Here is a 22029-nt window from a genome sequence, read left to right on the forward strand (position 1 = left end):
ATTTAGTATTTTATAAAACAATTTTACTCAATTAGGTTGATTTAAATAATTGCAAAGTTTTTCTAAACATAGTTATCTTAATTATCTTATTGATATTATGTAAAATTCCGTTTATAATTAAATTGTAAAAATTTTACAGATGGGTGATGTATATGAATAAATTTCTAATATTAATTAATAAGATAATAAGTATTCTTCTTATATTTTTTATAGTTTTCATAATATTAAATGAATACTATATTATAGAGTTCTCTAATACACTAAAATATGTTTTATATTTCTTAACATTAATATTAATACTAATTTCTTCTACTAAAGAAATTATAGTTAATAAATCTGGATTATCCAAATTTATAAATTGCATAATACTCTTTTCTTCAATAGTTGGTGGAGTTTTTTCAATAGTTGCAAATCAAATAAACATATTTATTTATATTTGTATTCTATTTTCTCTGATTTACGGATTCATAGAATTGGTTTATAAAAAAGCTTAATTTTCTATGTTTAATTAATATTTCTTCATAATATCATATCTTAAGTAATAGTATTAAATATAATTATTATTTGAGGTATATTTATGAAAAAAAAATTATTTTACTATTTATCATTAATTACTAGTTTATTATTATTATCTGTTTCTATATTTTTTAATTTTACATACTCACCTTTTAATGCTGATAATGTAAAGGCAAATATTGCTGCATTTTCTTCTGAAACTTATGGCGGCAGACTATCTGGTAGCAACGGTAATTTACTAGTTGGAGAAATTATAAGAAAAAACTTTGAAGATAACAAATTGGTTCCACTTAATGAAAGCTTTAAAGAAAGCTTCAAAACATTATGTCCTATAACTAATAATAGTTCCCCTTATCTTAAAATCTTCTCCGGTGAAGATGTTGTAGAAACTTTGAAATATGGAGTTGATTATAAAGAAGATATGATTAATTTCAGAATCAATAATTTAAGTTTTTCTAAGGAGGATAAAGTAAATATTTATACAAATTCTATTGAAGTAATAACTAGCGAAGGAAATTGTTTATTTTATGTATCTCCTAATAATGATTTTTCTTTTAGAAGTTCTTTTATCAGTGATTTTGCTTATGACATGATGGTTTTGATAAATACTAATACTTATAATAAAATTCTAGATTCTGTACGCTCTGGACTAATTGTTTCTGTAAATTTACCATTTACTACTTGTGAAAAAGAACTTGTTAACATAGTCGGCGTTTTAAAAGGTTCTTCTAGTGACCTACCTCCTCTTGTATTAACTGCTCATTATGATCATTTAGGTGTAGATGGTTTAAAAAACACTTATTATGGAGCTTTGGATAATGCCTCTGGAACTGCATTTTTATTAGAACTACAAAAAACTTTATCAAGTTATGGTAAGCCTAAAAGAGATATAATTTTTGTAGCATTGAATGCTGAAGAGTTTGGATTACTCGGCTCAAAAAGCTTTGCCGAAAATAATCTTGATAAGCTAAAAGAGGCAGAAGTCATTAATTTTGATATGATTGGCAGCAAAGGATATCCTCTTACTTTAATGCTTGGATCATCATATAAAGATAAGGATTCTGAGCTTCTTAAGTCTGTTGAAAAAATGGCAAAGAAAAACAATGTGGATACTAAAGTTGTTTATGAAGATTCAAGTGATCATGCAAGTTTCAATAACTTAGGAATAGATTCATTAAGCTTTTGTCATAGTGATATGAGTAAAATTCATACTCCTAATGATAAAGTAGAATTCATAAGCACTGATGCTATAGATAGTGCTTACAGTGTAATTGAAGATAAGATAAATAAATCTGCTTATGGAACCTTAACTGTATTTTTCCATGGTAAATCTTCTTTGTTTACTTTTGCCATACTGTTCGGATTTTTATTATCTTCTCCTTTTATAACTTATATAAAAAGAAAAAAGTATCTTAATTAAGATTAGCTTATAAATTTTATAAAACCATGTAAAAATAACAAATCTATTTTTACATGGTTTTTAATTGCTATTAGAGCTATAGGTTATTACTCTTTAAATATGCTGTTATGAAATTATCTATTTCTCCATTCATAACTGCATTTAAATTTGATGTCTCTTCACTTGTTCTATGATCCTTTACTAAATTATATGGATGGAATACATAAGATCTTATTTGGCTACCCCATCCCATATCCTTTAATTCTCCAGTTAAATCTTCTATTTTTTCTTTATGAGCTCTTTCTTTTAATTCTATAAGTTTAGATTTAAGCATAGACATAGCTGTATCTTTATTTGCAAATTGACTTCTTTCATTTTGGCATTGAACAACTATTCCTGTTGGTAAATGGGTTATTCTTATTGCAGATTCTGTTTTATTAACGTGCTGTCCCCCAGCTCCACTTGATCTGTATGTATCAATTTTTAAGTCATCACTTTTTATTTCAATATCTTGATCTTTTGTAAGCTCTGGAAGAACTTCAACTGATGCAAAAGATGTTTGTCTTTTACCATTTGCATTGAATGGAGATATTCTTACTAACCTATGAACTCCCTTTTCAGCCTTTAAGTATCCATATGCAAATTCACCTTTTATCTTTAATGTTACACTTTTTATACCAGCTTCATCTCCTTCTAAATAATCAACAGTTTCTACCTTAAAGCCTTTTTTTTCACACCATCTAGTGTACATTCTTAGTAACATTTCAGTCCAATCATTTGCATCACTTCCACCTACACCTGCGTGTAATGTTAATATTGAATCATTTCTATCATATTCACCTGATAAGAGAAGTTCTATTCTATATTCTTCAACATCTTTTTCTATAAGTCTAATTTCTCTTATAACTTCATTTATAGACTCTTGGTCTTCTTCTTCTATTAATTCTGATAAAACTTCAATATCCTCAACCCTTGATGATAAGGATTCAAATCTATCTATCTTATCCTTAATTCTCTTGCTTTCTTTAGTAACTTCTTCTGCCCTTTTTATATCTTCCCAAAATCCACTTTCTTGCATTTGAAGTTCTAATTCCTGTAATTGTTTTTGTAGTACTTCCTTGTCAAAGAGAAGCCCCCATTTCCTTTATAGTTTTTTTTATATCATTAAGCTTTCCTAATTCAGCTTCTAACTTAATTATCATAATATCACCCTATTCTTTTTTATTTTTAAAAACTAACTATAGATATAACTCAAAAACTCTATAATACTTTGGATGATCATATAAAGAATTCACAATTCACAGTTCACAATTCATAATTTAAGGAATAATTCTGCTTAGCTGAATTATGAAAAATATATTTCTAAACTCCTTTGGAGTTTATACCTTAATTGTGAATTGCTCATTGCGCATTGTGAATTAGTTTATATCTAAATATTTAGTATTTTATACTATCATGGTATAGAAAACAATTTATATATATTTTATGCTTCTCTTCCACAACAGTTTTTATACTTTTTCCCACTTCCACAAGGACATGAATCATTTCTACCTACTTTTGCTTCATTTCTAACAGGCTTCTTCTTTACGTCTGAATCATCTCCACCATGGCTTGCTGTTGTTTCTTCTGCTACTCTTTCTCTTTCAACAGGTTTTTGAATTTGAATATGGAATAGGAACTTTACTGTATCTATTTTTATTCCATTTATCATTTCTTCAAACATAGCACTACCCTCCATTTGGTATGCTTGTATTGGGTCTAATTGCTTATATGCTCTAAGTCCAATACCTTGTTTTAAATGATCCATATTGTCTATATGATCCATCCATTTTTGGTCTACCACTCTAAGAAGTATTACTCTTTCAACTTCTCTAAATTGTTCTTCACCAAATTCTTGTTCCTTTTCATTATAAATCTTCATCAACACATCTAATAGCTTATTAATCATCTCATCATTAGATAATTCTGCTAAATCTTCAACTTTCACTATTCCATGTGGTAAACATATATCTTCTAGATATTTTATTAATTTATTTATTTCTTCTTCAATATTTTCATTTACACCATCTAAATGCGCTTTCACAGCATCAGATACTAATTCATTAACCATTTGATTAATTTGTTCTCTTAGATTTTTTCCTTCTAGAACTTCAGATCTTTGTTTGTAAATTACTTCTCTTTGCATATTCATAACATCATCATAACCGATAAGATTCTTTCTTATGTCAAAGTTATTACCTTCAACCTTCTTTTGAGCATTTTCTATAGCTTTACTTACCATCTTATGATCAATAGCTTCATCTTCTTCTAAACCTAATCTCTCCATTATTCCTTGGATTTTTTCTGATCCGAATATTCTCATTAAATCATCTTCTAAAGATATATAGAATGCTGATTCTCCTGAATCTCCTTGACGACCAGATCTACCTCTTAATTGGTTATCTATTCTTCTTGATTCATGTCTTTCTGTGCCTATTATCTTTAATCCGCCGACTTCTTTAACGCCTTCCCCAAGCTTAATATCAGTACCTCTACCAGCCATATTAGTTGCAATAGTTACACTGCCTAATTCACCTGCATGAGAAATTATTTCCGCTTCTTGCTCATGGTACTTAGCATTAAGTACTTGATGCTTAACTCCTCTTTTCTTAAGTAAAGAAGATAAGTACTCTGACTTTTCTATACTAACTGTACCAACTAAAACTGGTTGACCTTTTTTATTAGATTCTATTATGTCTTCTATAATAGCGTTATACTTTCCTTTAGTATTTTTATATATTAAATCACTCTTATCTAATCTGGCTACTGGTTTATTAGTTGGAACAACTATAACATCTAATGCATAAATTTCTCTAAATTCGTTTTCCTCTGTTAATGCTGTACCTGTCATACCAGATAACTTTTTATACATTCTAAAGTAATTTTGGAATGTTATTGTTGCAAGAGTTTTAGATTCTCTTTCAATCTTAACTCCTTCCTTTGCTTCAATAGCTTGGTGAAGACCATCTGAATATCTTCTACCTTCCATAAGTCTACCTGTAAATTCATCAACTATTATTACTTGACCGTCCTTTACCATGTAGTCCTTATCTATTTTCATTCCGTAGTTTGCCTTTAATGCTTGAGTTATATAGTGTTGTAATTCTAAGTGTTCTGCATCTGCATAGTTATCTATTCCAAAAGCTCTTTCTGCTTTTTCAACACCAGCCTCTGTTAGCATTACTGAATTAGCCTTTTCATCAATTGTATAGTCTTTTTCTGCTAATAATTGCTTTACGAAATTATCTGCAACATTATAAAACTTAGTTGACTTTTCTCCAGCTCCTGAAATTATAAGTGGTGTTCTCGCTTCATCAATAAGTATTGAGTCAACTTCGTCTACAACTGCAAAGTTTAATCTTCTTTGAACCCTTTCTTCCTTATAAATCACCATATTATCTCTTAAGTAATCAAAACCAAATTCATTATTAGTTCCATATGTTATATCTGCTGAATATGCTTCTCTTCTTTGCTCTGATGTTAAACCATGAACTATACATCCTGTAGTTAAACCTAAGAAATTATATAGTTTTCCCATCCATTCTACGTCTCTTGTTGCTAAGTAATCATTAACTGTTACTAAGTGAACACCTTCGCCTGTCAATGCATTTAAATATAGTGGAAGTGTTGCAACTAGAGTCTTACCTTCCCCTGTTTTCATTTCTGCAATTCTTCCTTGATGAAGAACCATTCCTCCTATAAGCTGAACTCTATAATGTTTCATTCCTAAAGTTCTCCATGCAGCTTCTCTACATACCGCAAAAGCTTCTGGTAATAAATCATCTAGTGATTCTCCCTTTTGTAATCTTTCTTTAAATTCATCAGTTTTAACTCTTAGTTCTTCATCTGATAATTTTTGCATTTCTTCATCTAATGCTTCTATTTTATCTGCAATTTTTTGTAGTTTTTTTACTTCTCTCTCACTATATGACCCGAATACTTTTTCCAAAAATCCCATACTAATTTTCCTTCCAATCACTTTATTTTATTTTCTCTTATTAATTTAATCATATTATTTTATTTGTATAAGTTTTACTAAGGATTATTTATTAGTTATTAATTAAAATTCCTTTAAAATTATACCATTTTACTAATAATCAATTCAAGAAATAACTTAATATTAATAATATTATAACTAAAAAGGAAGTGCATTGCACTTCCTTTTATTAATTTAATTCAATATTAACATAAATTTAAATATAATCTGGTTCTAATAAACCATAATCTCCATCTTTTCTCTTATATACAACGCATATTTTATTTTCATCTGAATCTTGATAAACAAAGAAATTATGTCCTACTAATTCCATTTGAAGTATTGCCTCATCTGCTGACATTGGCTTCACTCTAAACTTTTTAACTTTAACAACTTCTCCATCATTTTCTTTTACTTCGTCACTTAAAGCAACTTCATCTAATTGTGGGAATCTTAATGACTCATTGTTTCTTCTTGATAACTTTGTTCTTTGCTTCCTAATTTGTCTTTCTAATTTAGCTACAACTAAATCTATTGACTTATACATATCCTCTGTTGCTTCTTCAGCTCTTAATATTATTCCATTAAACGGTATAGTTATTTCTACCTTTTGCTTATTTCTTTGTACTGATAAAGTAGCCTTTGCTTCTACCTCCGGATCAAAGTATCTTTTTACCTTTGAAAGCTTTTTTTCTATCATCTCTTTTAATGCTGGTGTTACTGTTGTATTTTTTGCTATTGTTGAAACTCTCATATAAGTTCATCCCCTTTCTATAAGCTATATGTAGCTTAATAGATTAAATTTTTGTTATATATATATTATACTATTCTCAAACTTCTTTAATCAAGGGGAATAAGATTAATTGACAGAAAATTCACTTTATTTTACTCATTATAACTTCTGTTTACTCTATCTTTTATATGTTTAAAAAATAAAAAAATAGCCATCAGTAAAAACTAATAGCTATTTTTTTGTAAAGTCAGCTGACCTGGATTTTGACCCCACACTCGCCTACTGGAGCTTTTGCTACTCGGAATTAACCTCTCACTACTAACCCTCTCAATTTTCTTGGTAGGACTTACTTCTATACCGCACCATGCTCATTAGGAACTTTTCCAAACTTACGTGGATCGTTTTGCCTGCGACTGGCATCGACTTTCATCCACAGACCTAGCTTTACATTATTATTATATATAACTTTTCGCAACTGTCAACATTTTTATTGAACAAGCTCCATTATTTATAAGTAATTTTTCGCACTCCAATAAAGTTGCACCAGTAGTCACAACATCATCTATTAATATTATATTTTTATTCCTTATGTTTCTATTACTTATAACTCCAAATGCTCCCTGTACATTTTTTAATCTATCTTCTTTTGATAAAGTTTTTTGCTCTTTTATATTTTTTACTTTAATAATATCTTTATACACTGGTATATTTAATTTATCACTTATTTTATTTGCCATAAATTCACATTGATTAAATCCTCTTTCTTTTAAGGATTTTTTACTACTTGGAATAAAAAATATAGCATCTGCCTTAATGTTATTTTCTTCTATTAATTCAAATAAATAGTCTGATAATATATCTCCACAAATAAAATCTTTTTTATATTTAAATTCTAATATTAATTTTTTCATTACACCACTATAATAACCATATGATATTATGTTATGATTTTCCTTTACCCTTATTATTTTCTTATTACATATTGGACATAGTCCTATAAACTCACTTCCACATGATATACACTTGTTTATTGGTGGATATATTATATCTAGAAATTCATTAAGGAATTCTTTTAATAATTTAATAAACCCTTTTCCCATATTTGTTTATTATAACCTCTTGTCATATCCTTAGCTAAATCCATATCTTTTGATATTTCTTTAGCAACTAAAATTACTTCTCCCATTTTATCATCTTTAGTATTTTTCCCTACATCTGAGCAAAAGTATATTATCCTTTTATAACTATAAAAAATATCATCTGAAAATAATGCTACTATATCTATATCACTTGTCTCTTTAGCATAACTTCTTATATTGTTCGTAATTACAAATACACTTTTATTTTTTAATTTATATATTAATTCTATTTCTTTTAAATTATCTCCCTTTAGAAATTTAATTATTCTTACATCCTTAATCTTTAACTCTTCTTTATAGTAATTATATAATTTATTTATTTTTTCTTCCGTTGGAACAAATATTATAACCTTTCTATTATTACTCTTAAACCACATTAAATAATCATATAATGTATATGGTATATCTTCATCTAATTTTACTCTTGTTGTGATTATTCTTGGCTCTACAAACGGCTTAGACCTTTTTAAATCTGAAAGAAATATACTTTTCCCCATATTTACTACTTTTTCTATAGAAAATATTATCATTCTATTACCATATAAATATAAATCTTCTACACATTTTCTTAAATCTTCTTTTGAAATTTTTGAATAGATACTTATGTCATCAAATATACACAAGTCGTAATTTTTTTTTATTTTACTCGTACTTGTAAAGTTTAAAAATGTTAAATCTTCTTTTCCTTCTTTTTCTTCTATATATGAATAAGTAAAATTAAGATTTCTTTCTTTTAATATTTCTACTATATCTTTATTAGGTTCATTTCCCCCCCAAATATATAATATCTTCTTATTCTCTTTTAATATTCTTTCTATTAAGTCTATAAATATTAATGTACTATTATATGGATTAGTTATTATAGTTAGTATTTTTGATTGTTTGTTATACCATTTATTTATCCTAGAAGTAAAATTATTAAACTCCCTATTTTTTGTTAACCCTTTATCTAACATATAACTCTCCTTATTTATTCAATAAAAACGTCTTTACTTGTTATATCTATAATTCTATCTTTAAGTGATGAATATCTTTCCATAACTTTTGTATTTGAAACCATATATTTTAATGCTTTTGGCATACCAACAACTACAACTAATTCTTTTGCCCTAGTTATAGCCGTATATAGTAAATTTTTATTCATTAAAAATGGTGACCCCATAAAAGCGGGGGTAATAATTACTTTAAATTCACTTCCTTGGCTTTTGTGTATAGTTATCGCATAAGCTAATTCTAATTCATCTAAATATATATAGTCATAAACTACCTTTCTTTCATCATCAAATACTATGGTTATAGTTTTTTCTTCTTCATTTATGCTTTGTATAAATCCCATATCTCCATTGAATACACCTACACCTTCATTATCTCCATTTCCATTGACTCTAACCCACTTTAAAGAATAATTATTTTTAGTTTGCATAACTTTATCGCCTTCTCTAAAAATTATTTCCTTTAATTCTTTTTCTTTTTTTGTGGGTGATTTAGGGTTTAAAACTTCTTGTAATTTATTATTTAAATTTTGTACTCCTAATATTCCCTTTCTTGTTGGGGTCAAGATTTGTATATCTCTATATCTATCCCACTCCTTATTAAATTTAGGTAATCTTCTATTTATTAAGTCAATTATAGTAAATAATATTTCTTCTAAATCCTCTTTATTCTCAAAGAAAAAATCACCATCTCTTCTATTTATATATGGCATTTCCCCATTATTTATTTTATGAGCATTAGTTACAATTAGACTTGCTTCTCCTTGTCTAAATATATCTTTAAGCCTTACAACCTTTATAAAATTACTTTCTATCAAATCTTTTAGGACATTCCCTGCTCCTACTGAAGGTAATTGATCTACATCACCTACTATTATTAACCTGGTTCCAAGTTTTATAGCTTTAAGTAGGCTATGCATAAGCATTATATCTATCATTGATGCTTCATCTATTATAACTACGTCAGCTTCTAATGGTTCCCCTTCACCTTTCGCAAAGTACGAATTTTCATCTTCACTTACACCCATTTCAAGTAATCTATGTATTGTTTTAGCTTCTCTTCCAGTAGATTCCGTCATTCTTTTAGCTGCTCTTCCAGTTGGTGCACCTAATAAAACCTTCATTCCATTATTCTCATATATTTCTATTATTGCTTTTATTATTGTGGTCTTTCCTGTTCCAGGTCCCCCTGTGATTATTTCTATTCCATTTTCAAAGGCTCCCACTATTGCTTCCCTTTGAGAAGATGCAAATTTTATATTGTTTTTTCTTTCAAATGATTTTATTTCAAATTCTACATCTGCATTTATATTTCTAAAATTCTCTATACTTAGTGTTATTATTTTATTGGTAACCCCTAGCTCACAGTAATAATATGGCAAAGAGAATACTGATTCTATGTCATTTATCTTTTCTATTTTTATTTTAGTCTCTAAAACTAAGTTATATAAATTTTCTTCAACCAATTCACTAGATACGTTTAATAACTTACCTACTTCTTCTATTAAATTTTCTTTAGGCATATAAGTATTTCCGGATGCAGAGAATTGATTCAATATATATCTTATTCCACTTTGTATTCTAAAAGGTGATATTAATTCTACTCCAAGGCTTTTTGCTATTCTATCTGCTGTCATAAAGCCTATTCCTGATATTTCATCAGAAAGTATATATGGATTTTCTAAAATTATCGCCTTTGAATCAACCCCAAATTTCTTATATATTTTTATACATTGATTAGTTGTCATTCCATGTCCTTGAAAGTATATTACTATATCTTTCAAATCTTTTTGCTCCATATAAGATTCGTAAATTATCTTGAACTTTTTTTCCCCGATTCCTTCAATTTCTTGTAGTCTTTCAATATGATTCTCTAATATATCTAAAGTTTCCTCTTTAAATCTATCAACAATTTTCTTTGCTGTTATAGGCCCTATACCATGGATTATTCCTGTACTTAAATATCTCTTAATTCCATCTATTGAATTAGGTAGTATTTCCTCATATTCATCTATATTAAATTGGCGCCCAAATTGTTTATGAAGAACCCATTGTCCTTTTAATTTAACACTTTGCCCTTCTTTCAAAAAAGGAACGATTCCAACTGCATTAATGCAGTCCTTATCAACTCTTATTTTCGATACAACATATCCTGTATCTTCACTTTTGAATACAATAGATTCTACTACTCCATTTAGAAATTCCATGCTATCTCTCCAAATCTTTTTTGATAATATTTTAATTTTTACAATTTTATTATATAATTATATCATATATAAATCGTAATGAAGACTATACAACTATACATTTGTTTAATCCAAATTATATTTTTATGATATAATTGAATACATAATATAGTAATTAAATTCAAGCAAATAATTTTTTAATATTATACTTTGGAGGTGCTAATATGATAATTAAAAATTGTAATATAATATTTATTGATAAAATAGAAAAAGGGTCTGTTTTAATTGAGGACGGGAAAATTAAAGAAATAAATCCGAAATTTTCAGATGATAGTGAAGTAATAGATGCAGATGGGTTATATTTATCTCCAGGATTTATAGATGTTCATATTCATGGTGCTGGAGGCTATGATACAATGGATGGTACATTTGAAGCTATTAATGAAATTTCCAAAACTATAGTTAAACATGGAACTACTTCCTTTACACCTACTACTATGACTGTATCCGTAGATGATATAAGAAAATCAATGTCTGTTATAAAAGATGCTAAAGAAAATGGTACTGATGGCGCTATCGTTTTAGGTGCACATCTTGAAGGTCCATTTATTAGTCCAAAAGCTATAGGGGCTCAAAACCCTAACTTCTTAATTCCACCAACAATAGAAAACTTTAATGCTATGGTAGGAGATGCTGAAGATGCCGTCGTATCTATAACAATTGCTCCTGAAGTTCCTGGTGCTAAAGAATTAATAAAAGAATTATCAAGAAAGGGAATAGTTTGTTCTATAGGACATACAAAAGCGACTTATAATGAAGCTATGGAAGGAATTAAATGTGGTTGCTGTCATTCAACTCATTTATTTAATGCAATGACACCATTTGCTCATAGAGAACCTGGAGTTGTAGGTGCTATATTTGATAGTGAGATAACTACTGAAACAATTTCTGATGGTATTCATATATCTTATCCATCTCTTAGAATTGCTTATAATCAAAAAACTACAGATAAGGTTTTACTGGTTACTGATGCAATGATGGCATGTGCTATGCCTGATGGTATGTATGCGTTAGGTGGTCAAGATGTTATTGTTAAAGATGGTGCTGCAAGACTTCTAAGCGGAAGTTTAGCTGGTTCAATATTAACTTTAGATAAAGCTGTTAAAAATGTATATCAGAATGTTGGCCTTTCTTTGAACGAAGCTGTAAAAATGGCAACTTTCAATGCTGCTAGACATTGTAAGGTTGAAGATAAAAAGGGTCTTGTTAAAGAAGGATATGATGCTGATCTAGTATTATTTGATGAAGATATAAATATAAAAAAAGTAATTGTTGGTGGAAGAACAGTTCATTCAGCTTAATATAGTTCACAGTGTACAGTACACAATTTACAGCTGAATGTAACTTTTCATCCCATCTGAAAAGCAAAGAGCCTAATTAGTATATTTCTAATTAGGCTCTAATTTTATTTTTAGATTTTTAGCTAAGCTGAAAATCATCCAAAACTGTGCACTGTGAACTTTAACCTATTCACTGACTAAAGTAGTTTCTTTATTTCTTCTACCTTATTTAATTGTTCCCATGGTAAATTTAAATCATTTCTACCAAAGTGTCCATAAGCAGCTGTTTGTTTATATATTGGTCTTCTTAATTCTAAATCTCTTATTATAGCTCCTGGTCTTAAATCAAATACCTTTTCAGCTATTGAAATGATTTCTTCTTCTGATTTCTTTCCAGTTCCAAATGTATCTATTTCTATTGATACTGGTTTAGCTACTCCAATAGCATAAGCTAATTGAATTTCTAATTTATCTGCAACTCCTGCTGCAACTAAGTTCTTAGCAACCCATCTTGCTGCATATGCTGCTGATCTATCAACCTTAGTTGGATCTTTTCCAGAGAATGCTCCACCACCATGTCTTCCATATCCACCATATGTATCAACGATTATTTTTCTTCCTGTTAAACCACTATCTCCTTGTGGGCCTCCAACAACAAATCTTCCAGTTGGATTTATATAATATTTAGTATTATCATCTAACAATTCTGATGGAACTACAGCTTTAATCACATGTTCCATTAAATCTTTTCTTATTTGTTCTTGAGATACATCTTCACCATGTTGTGTTGATATTACTATTGCATCTATTCTTACAACTTTATTATCATCATATTCAACTGTAACTTGAGTTTTTCCATCTGGTCTTAAGTATGGTAAAGTACCATTTTTTCTAACTTCTGATAATCTTCTTGATAACCTATGAGCCATAGCTATTGGTAATGGCATATATTCTTCAGTTTCATTTGTTGCAAAACCAAACATCATACCTTGGTCCCCAGCACCAACTGCTTCAACTTCGTCCTTTTGGCCTGACTTTGACTCTAAAGCTTCATCAACACCCATAGCTATATCACCTGATTGCTCATCTATTGATGTTAAAACTGAGCATGTATCACAGTCAAAACCATACTTAGCTCTATCATATCCTATTTCCCTTACAGTTTCTCTTACTAATTTAGGGATATCAACATAACAATTGGTTGATATTTCTCCCATAACTAGTACCATTCCTGTTGTAACTGCAGTTTCGCAAGCAACTCTTGCTGTTGGATCTTTAGCTAAAATACTATCTAATACTGCATCTGATATTTGGTCGCATATTTTATCTGGATGTCCTTCTGTAACTGATTCTGATGTAAATAATCTTTTCATTTTATTTCTCCTTTCATTTTATTTGATATTAATTCTAAACTAAAATTATTTATAAAAAAAAATCTCTTCGATAAGAAGAGATAATAAAAATCATAATCTTTCTTATCTTGCAAATTACTTTGCAGGAATTGGCACCACACTCAAACTTAATGAAGTAGGTTGCCGGGTTTCATCGGGCCCTTTTCCCTCCGCCTCTCTGGATAAGAACTAATATCAAATTTTACTTTTCAGATTATAGCATCTTTAATACTAATAGTCAACTATAAAACCTAAAAATTATTCATGTTTATTGTATTATTTTGTCGAATATTACTTAAATTAAAAAATAAAAAAGACAAAATATTGTCTTTTTTATTTTACTATATAAATTACTATTTTAGAAATTTATACTTTTAAGAATATTTTCGAAAACCGGCTTTGCTTCTTCATATTTAGATTGCGTAGACCATGCAGTAAATTGATAAAAAACATCTTCATGTTCAATACATGTAATTAAAAACTTAGCTTTAATTTTATTTACTGAGCCTGACAGCTCAAATTGCCTTGCAGAAATATTATTACCGATTATTGACTCATTAATCATTGAAACATCTGCACCTTCAACAGTTGTTTTCATGTTTTCCATTATGATTGTAGCATAGTCATCAACAGTAAACTCGTCTTCAAAATCCTCAGAAGTTTCTTCAATAACAATCATATACTGCTCTTTTGCCTCAAGACTCATTTGAATAGTTGCCACATCATTTAGACTTGCTTCCTTCCAAGATTCTGGGAAACTCATAGAAATATTAGAAAGATTAGACTTTATCGTCTGAACACTTTCAATGTCATTGCTCTTAGCTTGTTCTAAACCTTCCTTAACACCTTCTGCAAATGTGCTACACCCAGTAAACAAGAAAAATGTCAAAACCAATGTTGATATGGATATTAATAACCTTTTCATAAAGACCTCCTTAATTTTATATAAATTAACCCATTAAATTTTATTAAGTGGTAGTCCCACTATTTAACAAATAAAAAAATATCGGTCAAACACTTTTTCATTAAATTGGTGTTTGACCGATAATAACTTTGGTGGGGGAGGACGGATTCGAACCATCGAAACGAAACGTAACAGATTTACAGTCTGCCCCCTTTGGCCACTCGGGAACTCCCCCATATTGGAGCTGGCAATAGGAATCGAACCTACAACCTGCTGATTACAAGTCAGCTGCTCTACCGTTGAGCCATGCCAGCATATTTAATTAATAAAATATCTAATTCTCTTCTTTCAGCAGATGGAATTTCACACTAAATTCAGTTATTACTACTCTCTACTTCATCAAGTGTTCAATACCAAAATGGTGGAAACAACAGGGATCGAACCTGTGACCCTCTGCTTGTAAGGCAGATGCTCTCCCAGCTGAGCTATGCTTCCACGTTAAATTTCAAAAATTATTTATAAAATGGTGGGGGAGGACGGATTCGAACCATCGAAACGAAACGTAACAGATTTACAGTCTGCCCCCTTTGGCCACTCGGGAACTCCCCCATTTTATGGAGCTGGCAATAGGAATCGAACCTACAACCTGCTGATTACAAGTCAGCTGCTCTACCGTTGAGCCATGCCAGCACATTATATACTAAATAAATTTTAAAATGGTGGGGGAGGACGGATTCGAACCATCGAAACGAAACGTAACAGATTTACAGTCTGCCCCCTTTGGCCACTCGGGAACTCCCCCATTAAAATTTATTCATTTATCAGTTAAGTAAACCTTGCCGCCTTAACTGACAATGATTAGTATATATTTATTATATCTTAATTTCAAGTGTAATTTCTACGCATTTAGAGAATTTATATCTATTATAATCTATTTTTCTCCTATTTTCTTTAATTTAATACTAATATCTTTTTTTCTTATCATTTCTTTATAATATTAAATTTCAATTTTCTCTTTCATTTATGTATAACTTTATGTCTATATCAATTTTCACATTACATTTATGAATACCTTTATATTTCTACTTCTAACTCTTCTAAATTAATATATTCATTCATTATATTTTTAAAGACTTCATACTCTGAATTTGATGTCCTCTTCTTTACTAATAAAATTCCATTTTTTAAATTTATTTTATCTTCACTATTAGAAAAGTATTCATTTATTTGTATTATGTCTACTACAGATAAGTTTTTAAGTATTTTATTTATTTCTTCTCTTTTAGTTTTTTCTAATCCATTAAATAAATTATTATTAATGGTTCCATTTTTTATTAAAGTTACTTCTTTTTTATTAATTTCTTTATCATTATTTATTTCTTTATCTTCTAGAGCTTTTTCATCACTCAAAACTTTTTCATTCGCATTTGACTTTTCCATATCTATTTTATTTTCTGTATTTATATCTATAGAATTTCTACTTATAGTTTCTTCACTTTTTAGAGGTTCCCATATTAATAGAAAGTACACCGGTATACTAGCACCTATTAAAATAGTAGTAATGTAAATAAGAATCTTTTTCAAATTTATTCATCTCCTTTTATTTAATTAATTTCCTTTTTATGTTTTTTTATACATTTAATTATAATTATCTTCTTATAGACATATATTTGTATAATCGGGGGTGAATTTTTAGTGAAGCATAAAGTATTATATAACAAATTTAATTCTCATATTGAAATAGCAAACCATATTAAAGGCTATATTAGGAACAATACTATAATAGTTTGTATAGGTACTGATAAATGTATTGGTGATTGTTTAGGTCCTATGGTAGGAACATTTTTAAAAGAAAGACGATTCCCTCTTCCTGTCTATGGAACCATAGAATCTCCAATTCACGCTTTAAATATAAATAGACGATTAGGAGAAATTAATAAAATGCATCCTAATTCATTAATTATAGGAATTGATGCTTGTTTAGGCGAGGTTAATTCTATTGGTGAAATACATACCAGAGATTATCCAATCCATCCCGGAAAAGGTGTAGGTAAAAGCTTACCAGATGTTGGTACAGCTTCAATAATTGGAATTATAGATTCAAGTGAAAACGCTGAATTTTTTACTTCTAGAAGTATTCGTCTTCATTTAGTTATGGAAATGGCAAGAATCATATCATCTGCAATCATTTACGCATATAATATTTCTTATAAATAAAAGGGAGTACAAGTACTCCCTTTTATTTATAAGAAATATTATCTATACTATGTATTTACTCAACTAGAGTTATTTCGCCATCTAATGAACCATATTCTATCTTATCTAAATATCCTAAAACCTTACCTGTACCTTCTGCAACTGCTTCTACAGAATTATTAGCTACCTCAACACTAACACCAGTTTCATGCTCTATTAACTTATCTAATCCATCTAATAAAGCTCCTCCACCAGTCATTAAAATACCTCTCTCTATTATATCAGCCGCAAGTTCAGGTGGTGTTTTTTCCAATACAAATTTAACACTATCAACAATTAAAGATACTGACTCCTTTAAAGCATAAACTATTTCTTCTGTTGAAATAGAAATTTCATCTGGTAATCCTGTAATTAAATTTCTTCCTTTCATATTAGAAGTTAAGTTCCTTGAACCCTTAAATGCTGATCCTATAGTTACTTTTAATTCTTCTGCTGTTTTCTCACCTATCATTATCTTGTACTTATTTCTTACGTACTTTATTATAGCATCGTCAAAAGAATCCCCAGCTACCTTTATAGATGATCTTACTACAACTCCCCCTAACGATATTACAGCTATATCAGTAGTTCCACCACCAATATCTACTACCATAGATCCAGTAGGTCTAGTTATATCTAAACCTGCACCTATTGCTGCTGCTAAAGGTTCTTCTATCAAATGTACTTTTTTTGCTCCAGAATTTCTTGCAGCATCAATAACTGCTCTTTTTTCCACTTCTGTGGCTTGTGACGGAACGCATACCATTACTTTAGGAGCTGTAATCTTACTCTTCCCATATGCTTTTTTAATAAACTCTTTTAACATTTTTTCTGTTATATCATAATCTGATATAACTCCATCTCTTAATGGTCTGACCGCAACTATGTTACCTGGAGTTCTTCCAATCATTCTTCTTGCTTCTTCTCCAACCGCAAGTATTTTATTGTTATTTTTGTTTATTGCTACAACTGATGGCTCTTTTAATATTATACCTTTACCTTTAGCATAAACTAAAACAGTTGCTGTTCCTAAGTCTATTCCTAAATCGCTCCTATTTCTCCAAAACCACATTCCTTACTCACTCCTACTCTATCACAATATATATTATTACAAATCGCTCTTATTTTACATTTTTCGATTGCTCTATTTCTTATTATATATGGAATATGGTAATCCTTCAATATATTTGTATCAATTTTGTAATCAATTACTACTCTGCTGTTTTATATTTCATCTTAGTGGCTTTTCCGCCTCTGATATGTCTTTCTGCCTTATTCAGCTCTAATATTGAATGAGTTTGTTCTGCAATTACTGGATTTATCTTAGGTAATCTTTCAGTCATATCTTTATGAATAGTGCTTTTACTTACGCCAAATACCTTAGCAGTTTTTCTGATTGTATCTTTTGAATCTATAATATATTTTGCTACTTCTAAAACTCTTTCTTCTATATAATCTTTCAAAACATTACCTCCTTTTTTTTGATAACTTATTATAGGTGACCATTAGCCTTAATATATTCATCAGCCATTTATTTTTAATGACTGATGAATTATTATTTATTACTCTTCATTAAATGTAAAATATGTTGTTGGATCTATATCTTTTCCTTCTGAATTTTGAACTTGTAAATTTAAATGCTCTCCAAATTCGCTATTTTTAAATATTACAGAGCTATCTCCAACAGTTCCTATTACAGTTTCTTCTGTTACTTTATCTCCAACATTTACTTTTATATCTTTAGCAAGATTACAATATTTTGTGTACAGCCCATTTGCATGAGCAATAACTACGTAATTGCCTTCTTCAGTTTTACTTGAAACTTCTTTTACTTCACCTACTGCTGCAGCCTTAACTTCTGTTCCAACACTAGCTTTTATATCTATTCCTCTAATGTTTCTGCTAACTCCTTCACTTATAACTTGTGGTTTTGGATAGGAGTAGCTTCTTGAAAGCAACCCATCTATAGGATTTGAAAATTTAACTTCTATATTAGTTCCAGTAGAAACATTAACATCTTCTTCTGTGGATGCAATTTCTTCTTGTGCTAATTCGTTGTTCTGATCATTTTCTACCCTATCAGCATTTTGTTTTTGTACTTCTGAAGTTGCTTTATCTTCAACATTTAAAGTAAATTCGTTTTCTGATTTGTTGCTTTGTTGTAATGCTCTGTTTTTTCTTGTAGTAACAACAGCAACAGTAGCAATTATACATAAGCAAAGGAATAGTACTAAATAAAAGCCCTCCTTTCTGAAAAAGTCTTTTGCCTTATCTTTCTTATTTTGGTCCATATCAACACCTCCTTTTTGTATTCTTGCCCGTTATAATAAATTAATACAATGAACTTTGGATTTATTTACATCAAATTTCTACATTTACCACCATTTTTTTATTTTTTCTGTCCAATAATATTATTCTTACACACAAAAAAAGAAGCAATATAATGCTTTTAAAGCCTTATATCTACTTCTTTCAATAAAATGTAAACTTTATAATAATTTAATACTATATATCTCTAATCAAATTTTACTTCCTTTAACTTAGTTCCTGTATAATAATGTTTTAATATTTCATCATATTTTTTACCGTCTTTAGCCATAACATTAGCTCCCCATTGACTCATTCCGACGCCATGACCATATCCCTTACAGTTAAATACTATCTCATTTTCATTTATACTAAATTTAAAGTTAGTAGAATTTAATCCAAGTGTTAATCTAAAATCTAATCCCTTAACTTTAGTTTCTCCAAGTTTGATTTCTTTTACTCCCCCAGCTTCACTTTTACTTAAGATTTCTATATTTTCTTTTATAGTTTTTTCATTTAAATTTGCATTTGGATATTTTTCATTTACCTTACTTACGAATTCACCTATGTTAAATTTAAACTCACTTTCATATTTGGGTGCTATTTCTTCTCCCTTACTTTCTGTAGATACTAAATAAGGAACATCGCTTGAAAATACATCCACAGCATTTTCCGTCATTCCTGAACTTGTAGAGAAAAATTGTGGATATTGTACTAATTCATTATCATATGTTAAAACCATACCTTTTGTTGCATCAACAGCTTCTGATATTTTAGCCCAATATTCATTTCCTTGATCACCCCATTTTTCTAATCGACTTTCTTTAGTTATAAAAACTTGACAGTGAGTAGTATCACATACATCTCCGCCCTTAGCTTCATTGCAAGGTCTAGTTTTTTTTGCTGCTACATATGTTCTTGCTGCTACAGCTTGAGATTTTAGTGCCTCAATTTCAAAACTAACTGGCATTTCTCCTGAAACAACACTTTTCACATATTCTTCTAAAGGAATTTCTATAATCTTATCTGTATTTGTAATGTGGACTTTTATAGTTTCATTACCACTTAATCTAACATAACTTACCTCTTCCTTATTATTCTCCTCAGATATGTTTAGCCCATTTTCTTCATGAGCACTTACCGGAGATGATTTAATTACTAACATAGGAATTACTATCATTGATATTAAAATTAATAAGCTGAAGACTATAAGTGATAATAATCCTTCAAGTGATTTCAAAGTATTTTTCAATCGTATTCCCCCTTTTAAATTAAGTTCAATTTAATATATGTTTAAATTTATCAAGTATACTTTATTTTTTATTTTTTATGTTAAGTTACTTGGTTCAATTAAAAGTTCACAAGACACAGTTCACAGTTTCTGATTATAATTTGTATACGGTAACAATGAACAGGGCTTACCTTAAGTAGATGAAAATATCTATAAAAAAATACCCTAATAATTTTCCTACATAATTTTTTCACTCCTTCATTTTTTAACTTTTATTTTGCGAAGCAAAATAAAATTAAAGAACTTAGAATTTATTCTAAGTTCTTTAATTAGGCGAATATAGCTATATCTATTTAAATATACTTATTATTTATCAACCCTATATATATTAGCTCCCAAACCTCTAAATTTCTCTTCTATATCTACATATCCTCTATCTATGTGATATAAATCACTTATTTCTGTTTTTCCTTGAGCTACTAATCCTGCTAATATCATTGCTGCACCAGCCCTTAAATCTGTGGCTTTAACTTCACATCCTGTTAATGATTCTACACCTTCTATTATAGCTGTTCTTCCATCAATTTTAATATTTGCACCCATTCTCACTAATTCTGCAACATGCATAAATCTATTTTCAAAAACAGTTTCTGTTATTATACTTGATCCTTTTGTTACGGCTAATAATGTCATCATTTGAGCTTGCATATCTGTTGGAAAACCAGGATAAGGTAATGTTTTTATATCAACTGAATTTTTTATACCAGTTCCATCAACAAGCATAACATTTTCTTTTATATTTTCAAATTTTACTCCGCACTCTTTTAATTTTTCTATAGTTGGTCTTAATTGTTCTTCATTAGCTCCATTTATTGTTATTTTACTATTTGTAATTGCTGCTGCAACCATGAAGGTTCCTGCTTCAACTCTATCGTATATCGGTGTGTAGCTTATTCCTTTTAAGGAATCTACTCCTTCTATTGTTATTTTACCTACTCCTGCTCCAGTAACCTTAGCTCCCATAGAATTTAAAAAATTAGCCAAATCCCATATTTCAGGTTCTTCAGCAGCATTTTCAATAATAGTTGTTCCTTCAGCTAAAACAGATGCCATTAATAAATTTTCTGTTGCTCCCACTGATGGAAAATCTAAATAAATTCTATTTCCCTTCAACTTTTTAGCTTTAGCTTCTACAAAACCATGTCCTATTTCAATTTCTGCCCCTAAAAGTTTAAAGCCTTTTAAATGCAAATCAATTGGTCTACTTCCTATATTACATCCTCCTGGCATAGATATTTTACATTTGCCAAACCTTGATAACATAGGTCCCATAATAAGAAAGGATGCCCTCATTTTTCTTATTAATTCGCTATTCATATTACTTTCTTTTATATTCGATGTATTTATTTTAAGATTTCCATTTGAATCATTTTTAATTTCACAGTCCATGCCTGTTAATAAGTCGCTTAAAACTACTACATCCTCTAATATAGGTGCATTATTAATAATAATATCATTTGGACTTAAAATACTTGCAACTATTATTGGTAAAACAGAATTTTTAGCTAAACTAATATTCACTTCACCATTTAGTTTATTACCGCCTTCAACTATAATTTTTTCCATATTATCCTCCATAAT

18 protein-coding genes, 6 tRNA genes and 1 riboswitch are annotated in these 22029 nt (G+C 29.2%); of the genes, 4 read left to right on the forward strand and 20 right to left on the reverse strand.

What is annotated here, in order from left to right:
• The first annotated feature begins 152 nt into the window (after window positions 1-152).
• Complete coding sequence (locus tag ABDZ60_RS10515) at window positions 153-494, forward strand: hypothetical protein (protein WP_047000251.1); 342 nt, start codon at window positions 153-155, stop codon at window positions 492-494.
• 83 nt (window positions 495-577) lie between these two features.
• Window positions 578-1936, forward strand: a complete 1359-nt coding sequence (locus ABDZ60_RS10520) for a M28 family metallopeptidase (protein WP_343778005.1) — start codon at window positions 578-580, stop codon at window positions 1934-1936.
• Window positions 1937-2012: 76 nt separating this feature from the next.
• Here the strand turns inward: ABDZ60_RS10520 and prfB are convergent.
• From prfB to recD2, 6 genes are all read right to left on the reverse strand, one after another.
• A protein-coding gene (gene prfB, locus ABDZ60_RS10525) for a peptide chain release factor 2 (RefSeq protein WP_343778007.1) occupies window positions 2013-3117 on the reverse strand; the annotation gives its coding sequence in 2 pieces (ribosomal slippage) (window positions 2013-3038 and window positions 3040-3117; 1104 coding nt in all).
• A gap of 281 nt (window positions 3118-3398) precedes the next feature.
• On the reverse strand, window positions 3399-5912 hold the full coding sequence (gene secA, locus ABDZ60_RS10530; RefSeq protein ID WP_343778009.1) for a preprotein translocase subunit SecA: 2514 nt from the start codon (window positions 5910-5912) through the stop codon (window positions 3399-3401).
• 235 nt (window positions 5913-6147) lie between these two features.
• Window positions 6148-6684, reverse strand: coding sequence for a ribosome hibernation-promoting factor, HPF/YfiA family (hpf, locus tag ABDZ60_RS10535; RefSeq protein WP_016208030.1), 537 nt, complete (start codon window positions 6682-6684; stop codon window positions 6148-6150).
• A gap of 434 nt (window positions 6685-7118) precedes the next feature.
• Window positions 7119-7763, reverse strand: a complete 645-nt coding sequence (locus ABDZ60_RS10540) for a ComF family protein (RefSeq protein WP_047000247.1) — start codon at window positions 7761-7763, stop codon at window positions 7119-7121.
• Window positions 7736-8758 carry a hypothetical protein gene (locus ABDZ60_RS10545; RefSeq protein WP_343778012.1) on the reverse strand — a complete coding sequence of 341 codons (1023 nt, stop codon included), beginning with the start codon at window positions 8756-8758 and terminating at the stop codon, window positions 7736-7738. Before ABDZ60_RS10545 ends, ABDZ60_RS10540 begins: the two co-directional genes overlap by 28 nt.
• A 14-nt stretch (window positions 8759-8772) precedes the next feature.
• Complete coding sequence (gene recD2 / locus ABDZ60_RS10550) at window positions 8773-11001, reverse strand: SF1B family DNA helicase RecD2 (protein WP_343778014.1); 2229 nt, start codon at window positions 10999-11001, stop codon at window positions 8773-8775.
• A 203-nt stretch (window positions 11002-11204) separates the two neighbouring features.
• On the opposite strand from recD2, the gene nagA reads away from it, so the two are divergent.
• Window positions 11205-12341, forward strand: a complete 1137-nt coding sequence (gene nagA / locus ABDZ60_RS10555) for an N-acetylglucosamine-6-phosphate deacetylase (protein WP_343778016.1) — start codon at window positions 11205-11207, stop codon at window positions 12339-12341.
• A 176-nt stretch (window positions 12342-12517) separates the two neighbouring features.
• Here the strand turns inward: nagA and metK are convergent, their stop codons facing one another.
• The 9 genes from metK to ABDZ60_RS10600 all read right to left on the reverse strand — a co-directional run bounded on the left by metK (window position 12518) and on the right by ABDZ60_RS10600 (window position 16199).
• A complete protein-coding gene (gene metK, locus ABDZ60_RS10560) occupies window positions 12518-13693 on the reverse strand; it encodes a methionine adenosyltransferase (RefSeq protein ID WP_016208035.1) in 1176 nt (391 codons plus the stop codon).
• Between the two features lie 99 nt (window positions 13694-13792).
• Window positions 13793-13900, reverse strand: a riboswitch (SAM riboswitch).
• Window positions 13901-14069: 169 nt separating this feature from the next.
• Window positions 14070-14636 (reverse strand): DcrB/PsbP domain-containing protein, encoded by a 567-nt coding sequence (locus tag ABDZ60_RS10565; protein WP_047000243.1) that lies wholly within the window; start codon window positions 14634-14636, stop codon window positions 14070-14072.
• A 129-nt stretch (window positions 14637-14765) separates the two neighbouring features.
• Window positions 14766-14850 (reverse strand) — tRNA-Tyr (locus tag ABDZ60_RS10570).
• 4 nt (window positions 14851-14854) lie between these two features.
• A tRNA-Thr gene (locus ABDZ60_RS10575) sits at window positions 14855-14929 on the reverse strand.
• Window positions 14930-15034: 105 nt separating this feature from the next.
• Window positions 15035-15110: transfer RNA gene (locus ABDZ60_RS10580), tRNA-Val, on the reverse strand.
• A 29-nt stretch (window positions 15111-15139) separates the two neighbouring features.
• Window positions 15140-15224, reverse strand: a tRNA-Tyr gene (locus ABDZ60_RS10585).
• Window positions 15225-15230: 6 nt separating this feature from the next.
• Window positions 15231-15305: transfer RNA gene (locus tag ABDZ60_RS10590), tRNA-Thr, on the reverse strand.
• A gap of 27 nt (window positions 15306-15332) precedes the next feature.
• Window positions 15333-15417, reverse strand: a tRNA-Tyr gene (locus ABDZ60_RS10595).
• A 272-nt stretch (window positions 15418-15689) separates the two neighbouring features.
• Entirely contained in the window at window positions 15690-16199 is a 510-nt protein-coding gene (locus tag ABDZ60_RS10600) for a hypothetical protein (protein ID WP_047000242.1), read from the reverse strand.
• Window positions 16200-16310: 111 nt separating this feature from the next.
• Here ABDZ60_RS10600 and yyaC point away from each other — a divergent pair, with 111 nt between their 5' ends.
• Window positions 16311-16832, forward strand: coding sequence for a spore protease YyaC (yyaC, locus tag ABDZ60_RS10605; RefSeq protein ID WP_016208038.1), 522 nt, complete (start codon window positions 16311-16313; stop codon window positions 16830-16832).
• 55 nt (window positions 16833-16887) lie between these two features.
• On the opposite strand, the gene mreB is transcribed toward yyaC, so the two are convergent.
• The 5 genes from mreB to murA form a co-directional block, all read right to left on the reverse strand.
• Entirely contained in the window at window positions 16888-17922 is a 1035-nt protein-coding gene (gene mreB, locus ABDZ60_RS10610; RefSeq protein WP_016208039.1) for a rod shape-determining protein MreB, read from the reverse strand.
• Between the two features lie 139 nt (window positions 17923-18061).
• Window positions 18062-18313 carry a sporulation transcriptional regulator SpoIIID gene (gene spoIIID / locus ABDZ60_RS10615; protein ID WP_016208040.1) on the reverse strand — a complete coding sequence of 84 codons (252 nt, stop codon included), beginning with the start codon at window positions 18311-18313 and terminating at the stop codon, window positions 18062-18064.
• A 99-nt stretch (window positions 18314-18412) separates the two neighbouring features.
• Window positions 18413-19141, reverse strand: coding sequence for a M23 family metallopeptidase (locus ABDZ60_RS10620; RefSeq protein ID WP_047000240.1), 729 nt, complete (start codon window positions 19139-19141; stop codon window positions 18413-18415).
• A 224-nt stretch (window positions 19142-19365) separates the two neighbouring features.
• Window positions 19366-20409 carry a stage II sporulation protein D gene (gene spoIID / locus ABDZ60_RS10625; protein WP_047000239.1) on the reverse strand — a complete coding sequence of 348 codons (1044 nt, stop codon included), beginning with the start codon at window positions 20407-20409 and terminating at the stop codon, window positions 19366-19368.
• 345 nt (window positions 20410-20754) lie between these two features.
• Window positions 20755-22014, reverse strand: a complete 1260-nt coding sequence (gene murA / locus ABDZ60_RS10630; protein WP_047000238.1) for a UDP-N-acetylglucosamine 1-carboxyvinyltransferase — start codon at window positions 22012-22014, stop codon at window positions 20755-20757.
• Window positions 22015-22029: the final 15 nt, after the last annotated feature.

The sequence above is a fragment of the Clostridium sartagoforme genome, assembly GCF_039521405.1.
Classification (GTDB): domain Bacteria; phylum Bacillota; class Clostridia; order Clostridiales; family Clostridiaceae; genus Clostridium; species Clostridium sartagoforme.

Coding starts and splice junctions, on each gene's coding strand:
- ABDZ60_RS10515 (WP_047000251.1), top strand. CDS start 153: ATGAATAAATTTCTAATATTAATTAATAAGATAATAAGTATTCTTCTT.
- ABDZ60_RS10520 (WP_343778005.1), top strand. CDS start 578: ATGAAAAAAAAATTATTTTACTATTTATCATTAATTACTAGTTTATTA.
- secA (WP_343778009.1), bottom strand. CDS start 5,912: ATGGGATTTTTGGAAAAAGTATTCGGGTCATATAGTGAGAGAGAAGTA.
- hpf (WP_016208030.1), bottom strand. CDS start 6,684: ATGAGAGTTTCAACAATAGCAAAAAATACAACAGTAACACCAGCATTA.
- ABDZ60_RS10540 (WP_047000247.1), bottom strand. CDS start 7,763: ATGGGAAAAGGGTTTATTAAATTATTAAAAGAATTCCTTAATGAATTT.
- ABDZ60_RS10545 (WP_343778012.1), bottom strand. CDS start 8,758: ATGTTAGATAAAGGGTTAACAAAAAATAGGGAGTTTAATAATTTTACT.
- recD2 (WP_343778014.1), bottom strand. CDS start 11,001: ATGGAATTTCTAAATGGAGTAGTAGAATCTATTGTATTCAAAAGTGAA.
- nagA (WP_343778016.1), top strand. CDS start 11,205: ATGATAATTAAAAATTGTAATATAATATTTATTGATAAAATAGAAAAA.
- metK (WP_016208035.1), bottom strand. CDS start 13,693: ATGAAAAGATTATTTACATCAGAATCAGTTACAGAAGGACATCCAGAT.
- ABDZ60_RS10565 (WP_047000243.1), bottom strand. CDS start 14,636: ATGAAAAGGTTATTAATATCCATATCAACATTGGTTTTGACATTTTTC.
- mreB (WP_016208039.1), bottom strand. CDS start 17,922: ATGTGGTTTTGGAGAAATAGGAGCGATTTAGGAATAGACTTAGGAACA.
- ABDZ60_RS10620 (WP_047000240.1), bottom strand. CDS start 19,141: ATGGACCAAAATAAGAAAGATAAGGCAAAAGACTTTTTCAGAAAGGAG.
- murA (WP_047000238.1), bottom strand. CDS start 22,014: ATGGAAAAAATTATAGTTGAAGGCGGTAATAAACTAAATGGTGAAGTG.